Raw genomic sequence first — 4886 nt, forward strand, 5'->3', positions numbered from 1 at the left:
CAATAAAGCCATTCCTTGTAAAACCACCCTTCCCTAACCCCTAATGCTGTTGACTTAAGGAAACATAGTAACTGTCTGAACCAGGATTGCACAGATTAAAGGATTTACAGGAAAAAAACACGAAACCTTCTTAACATAATCCTGATAATCCCAATTATCGGACAGCTCCTTACAGTCGCCGGGCCGTTAAATCGTGGTTCAGACATCTTTATGCTTAAGTCAACAGCGTTACGTATCCTCTTTATATTTCACGGTAAAAGAAAGAAAGGGGCGGCTCCGCCCCCCTTCAGAACCCCCCGCAAGGGGACCAGTCCCCTTGACCCCGTAAAAATGCCATGTATCTTGTATTTAATCCAATCGAAATCTGCTATAACAGCCACACATCCAGATGCAGTGATGCGGCTGCGTGCAGTTATTTAACGACAGGACTGGCGTTTAAACCGTATACTTGGCTTTATGAGCTATTGGTGCATATAAAAAACTGCACCGGCAGTGCCATAAAAAAACTGCCATTTCGATGACACCCAGTGAGTTCCCTTGATTAACAGCCAAGTTTATCTCTGGCACGCATTTTGAAACATGCAGGGAAATTGACATGGTCAAATAGTAAACTTAAGCAATAATACGAATTTTTAAGGAGGATTACACACATGGAAAACATCATCAACTGGGTAGTGGAACTCAACAGGAGTAACCACTTGGGATTTGCACTCGTAACCGTGGTTACGATGGCTGGACTGGGGGCATTGATAGGTTCGGGGATAGAGCTGTGCTTTAAGGCCCTGGGCGTCAAGCACAACAAGATAGAGATACACCACTAAAACACAGACAAAGAAGGAGAAGACACGATGGATTATTTGATGATACACCTGCCCATAGCGGGTGTGGATATGATGAGCTGGCAGTTGATACTGATCGGACTGACGGTGGGAGTAATAGGCGGATTCTTTGGAGTAGGCGGAGCATTTATGGTAACCCCGGCGCTCAACGTATTTGGCTTCCCGATGGCCTACGCCATTGGTACCGACATGGCACATATTGCTGGTAAATCGGTAGTGGCAACCATAAAGCACAGAAAACTGGGCAACGTGGACCTGAAACTGGGACTGTGGATGGTAGTCTTTACGGCCGTTGGCATTGAGCTTGGAGCGACGCTCATCATGTGGTTGGAAAAGATCGGCAGGGTTGGCCCCATTGTTAGGGTCGTCTACATGGTACTGCTGTTTGGACTTGGCTCTTATATGCTGTATGAGTTCTTTGGGCTGTCGAGGAAGAGCAAGAACAGCGGCGGCAAGATCACGGATGCCGGTACATCTCCACTGGCACTGAGGCTGCACGAAATCAACCTGCCCCCTATGATTCACCTCAAGACCTCGGGCATTACGATATCGCTGTGGGTCATTGGTGGCATAGCAACATTTACGGGTTTTCTGGCCGGATTCCTGGGCGTAGGTGGCGGTTTTATCAGGATGCCTGCCCTGATATACCTCATCGGTTGTCCGACAACCGTGGCAGTGGGCACTGACCTGTTTGAGGTCATGATTTCAGGTGCATACGGGGCATTTACATACGCCCTCAAGGGCAGGGTTGAGATTGTGGCCGCCGTTATCATGCTCTGTGGCGCTGCGGTGGGCGCACAGTTTGGAACACTGGCAACCAAGTACGTAAAGGGTCTTATCATCCGCTTCTACTTTGCAGTGACGATGCTCCTGTCGGGTGTATCGGTGGTGTTTAAACACATATCAGCCGGTTACAAGAATGTGTACTCCGGTAGTTTGAACGCATGGGTAAAGACCACCACAGGCTTGACGGATAAGGAGCAGATCAAGGACTGGCTGCTCATGAACAAGGCCGCCGTAAAGACATGGATTGTCCAGCAACCTGACGTCATGCAAAGCGCATATGCGATGGAAAAGATGTGGAACAACTACTCGGGATATCTGATGCTTGGCTCTGCAACTGCACTGAGCATCCTGATAGTGGTAAAAATGTTCCAGGGAGTAATGTATGAGAGACGTCTGCATGCCACTGAGTATGCACGTGAGTCATCCAAGTAAGAATCGCTTAAAGACTGCGATTGAAATTAAGAATCAAAAGATAAAAAGACATATAAATTGGAGGATTTTGAAATGAGTAAGATAGAAAAAAACAAGAAAGTGGCAGTGGTTGTATATCCTGGTTTAGAGTACAAGAAGGCGATCATGTACGCAAGAGAGACGGCAAATGAGTACAGCGCTGAACTCGTAGTAACGGCAGTCATGCCGGATTTAAAGGATTCCGGCAACATGATGCTGGCCATCGGCGAATACGGCAACAACGCCGCCGTGTGCAACAAGATAGAGCGGGACTGTTACGAGTTCTTTGACATGGTAGGGAAGTTCTGCACAGAAAACGAGATAAAGGCAGACCAACGCATTGAAAAGGGAGAAATCGACGAAATCATAAACGCTCTGCAGGCTGACACACAAAACATACGGCTCATCGTAGTGCCTGCCGCAACCAAGAACGTAAATTACTCGGTCTTCTTTGACTCGATAAAGCAGTTTGCCAGAAAGATGTTGCCCTCACAAGAGATGAGATGTCCGGTTGTTTCGGTCCTATAGCTCCGGGAGGCTTCAAACACCTGCATTTGCAGAAAAACACACCGTTTGGGGAGGTATGATACACCTCCCCGTCCCTTTTTTTTGTGTGTGGGCATGACATAACAATCGATAAGGTTAAAAATAACAAGGAACAACCACTAAAGATATGTCATATCCCAAACGCTGTATATGATTGCTTTTGACGTGCTCTGTGGTTGTAATTGTTTAACGTTTTGCGAAATGCAAACTTGATCTCGATGCGATATGCAGAGTATAATCTATAATGGAGACGATGGTAACCGAATGCAAAAGCCTTAGCAAGGTACATGGTAAGGGAGCGAAGTTGGAAGACCTTGCTGTTACGTGTGTCTGTCTGGCCAACAGTCAGGGTGGGAGAATTATTATAGGCTTTGAAGATAAAGATAAACAGCCACCCCCGGCGCAAATCGTTACAGATGATGTTGTCAATGCCACAATTACCAGGTTAAGGTCATTATGTTTTAACGTTAGTCTATCGGTTTCCAATATTGAAACCCATGACAACGGTGGGCAGTATTTCGTTATAATGGTATCTCCTTCTAAGGCTATAGCCACCACGAGTAACGGAAAGTTATATATACGTGTTGGTGACCAGTGTCAACCTGTTCACGGAGAAGACATCTACCGGTTGGTTAGTGAAAAAGACACTTTTCAGTGGGAACTACAACAGCATGATATCTCAATCGGGCAAATCCCTGAATCAAACATCCGGTGGTTTGCCGGTGAAATCAGACAGTCTAACCGGGTTAAGCCGGGCATAAAAGAGTTAAGCGATGCCGAAATAGTACAACACTACAACCTTGTCATAGACAACAAACTCACCAACCTGGGCATACTGTGGTTAGGTGTTGCCACACAACGCATCCAATTGACCTACCCCATAACCATACAGTATATTGTCTATGATGAACAGGAAAACAAAACCAGAAAACATAGCTGGCATGACTGCACCCAAAACCCCAAAGAACTTCTGATGGATATAGAAAAACAGGCGGTGGAACTGACATATTATCAGGAATTTCCACATGGACTCCTCCGCAAACAGATAAGACACTACGACCAACGGGTAATCCGTGAACTACTTGTTAATTCCATAGCACACAAGAGTTATACGATATCGGCTGACATATTTATAAGACTGTATACTGACCGTTTAGAGATCACCAATCCCGGCTCTCTGCCATTAGGCATAACCAAGGACAATATACTCCATACAACCAACCGCAGAAACCCTCATATGGTGAGAATTTTACACGACATGGAATTAATGGAAGGTGAGGGTACAGGCTATAATCTGCTATATGAGATCAGCAGCCGTGAGGCAAAACCCTTCCCCGTTGCTGAATCTGATTTCAACACTACAAAGGTAACCCAATACTCTAAAATAATGGATGAAGAAGTGGTCTATTTACTTGATTTTATTTCAAGCCACTATCAACTTTCTCAAAAGGAATTCATTGTAATGGGAATTGTAGCCAGACATAAGAAGATACTTCCCTCGCAACTGGCAAGAGAATTACAGCTTAACGAAGAAGAAAGGCTACGCCCTTATGTTAGTGGACTTTTAGAACAAGACTTGTTGGTCAGCCGTGGAGTTAAAAAGGGAAAAGAGTATATGATCAACACCAGATTAATTGCAAGCGCCAGGATCAATGTAAAACCAACCTTAAAGACTATAGAATTCCACAGGCTAAAGGCCCTGATTGAGGAAGATGTAAAATATCACCCTAATAGCGGTATTTCTGAAATCAAAACAAGGCTGGAAGACGTATCACTAAACGATGTGCGTAAAGCAACCTATACTCTGGTTGCAGAGGGCATCCTGGCGACAGAGGGCGCTAAAAGAAACAGGTGTTATTCTCTGGCAAAAAAAAAATAAACATGAACTGAAATCAAAAATAAACAACCATAACATATTGATATTAAAGAAGAGTTTTTATTTTTTATATGCCTGTTTGAAAATAAAAGAGTAAATGTAATAGTCTATCAACAGACGTTATACTGAAATGACTCAGTTTTTTTCAGGCATGATAATTGAGTGTGAAATAATGGGGTCAAGGGGACTGGTCCCCTTGCAGGGGGTTCTGAAGGGGGGCGGAGGGGGTGGGGCACCCCTGCCACAAACCGCCCCTTTCTTTCTTGTATGCAGGCAATTTGGTAGCACTCCATTCAAACGTGGTCATGTTGCTGCCGCATAGTAACAATGCCATATTATGAAGGGATAAAAGTGCCTTAAATACTGGTAACCACGGTTGATTGTGGTGC

The 4886-nt window shown here is 44.8% G+C and carries 4 protein-coding genes; all 4 read left to right on the forward strand.

The genetic code is table 11. The annotated features are described in order from the left end of the window. Positions 1 to 650: 650 nt before the first annotated feature. The 4 genes from HWQ67_RS13135 to HWQ67_RS13150 all read left to right on the forward strand — a co-directional run bounded on the left by HWQ67_RS13135 (position 651) and on the right by HWQ67_RS13150 (position 4500). Positions 651 to 821, forward strand: coding sequence for a hypothetical protein (locus tag HWQ67_RS13135; protein WP_218253144.1), 171 nt, complete (start codon positions 651 to 653; stop codon positions 819 to 821). 27 nt (positions 822 to 848) lie between these two features. Beyond that, a complete protein-coding gene (locus HWQ67_RS13140) occupies positions 849 to 2057 on the forward strand; it encodes a sulfite exporter TauE/SafE family protein (protein WP_218253145.1) in 1209 nt (402 codons plus the stop codon). A 72-nt stretch (positions 2058 to 2129) separates the two neighbouring features. Further along, positions 2130 to 2603, forward strand: a complete 474-nt coding sequence (locus HWQ67_RS13145; RefSeq protein ID WP_218253146.1) for a universal stress protein — start codon at positions 2130 to 2132, stop codon at positions 2601 to 2603. A 262-nt stretch (positions 2604 to 2865) separates the two neighbouring features. Next, on the forward strand, positions 2866 to 4500 hold the full coding sequence (locus HWQ67_RS13150; RefSeq protein WP_218253147.1) for an ATP-binding protein: 1635 nt from the start codon (positions 2866 to 2868) through the stop codon (positions 4498 to 4500). The last annotated feature ends 386 nt before the right edge of the window (positions 4501 to 4886 follow it).

Origin of the sequence: Candidatus Magnetobacterium casense (assembly GCF_019173545.1) — a bacterium.
Taxonomy (GTDB): Bacteria; Nitrospirota; Thermodesulfovibrionia; order Thermodesulfovibrionales; family Magnetobacteriaceae; genus Magnetobacterium; species Magnetobacterium cryptolimnobacter.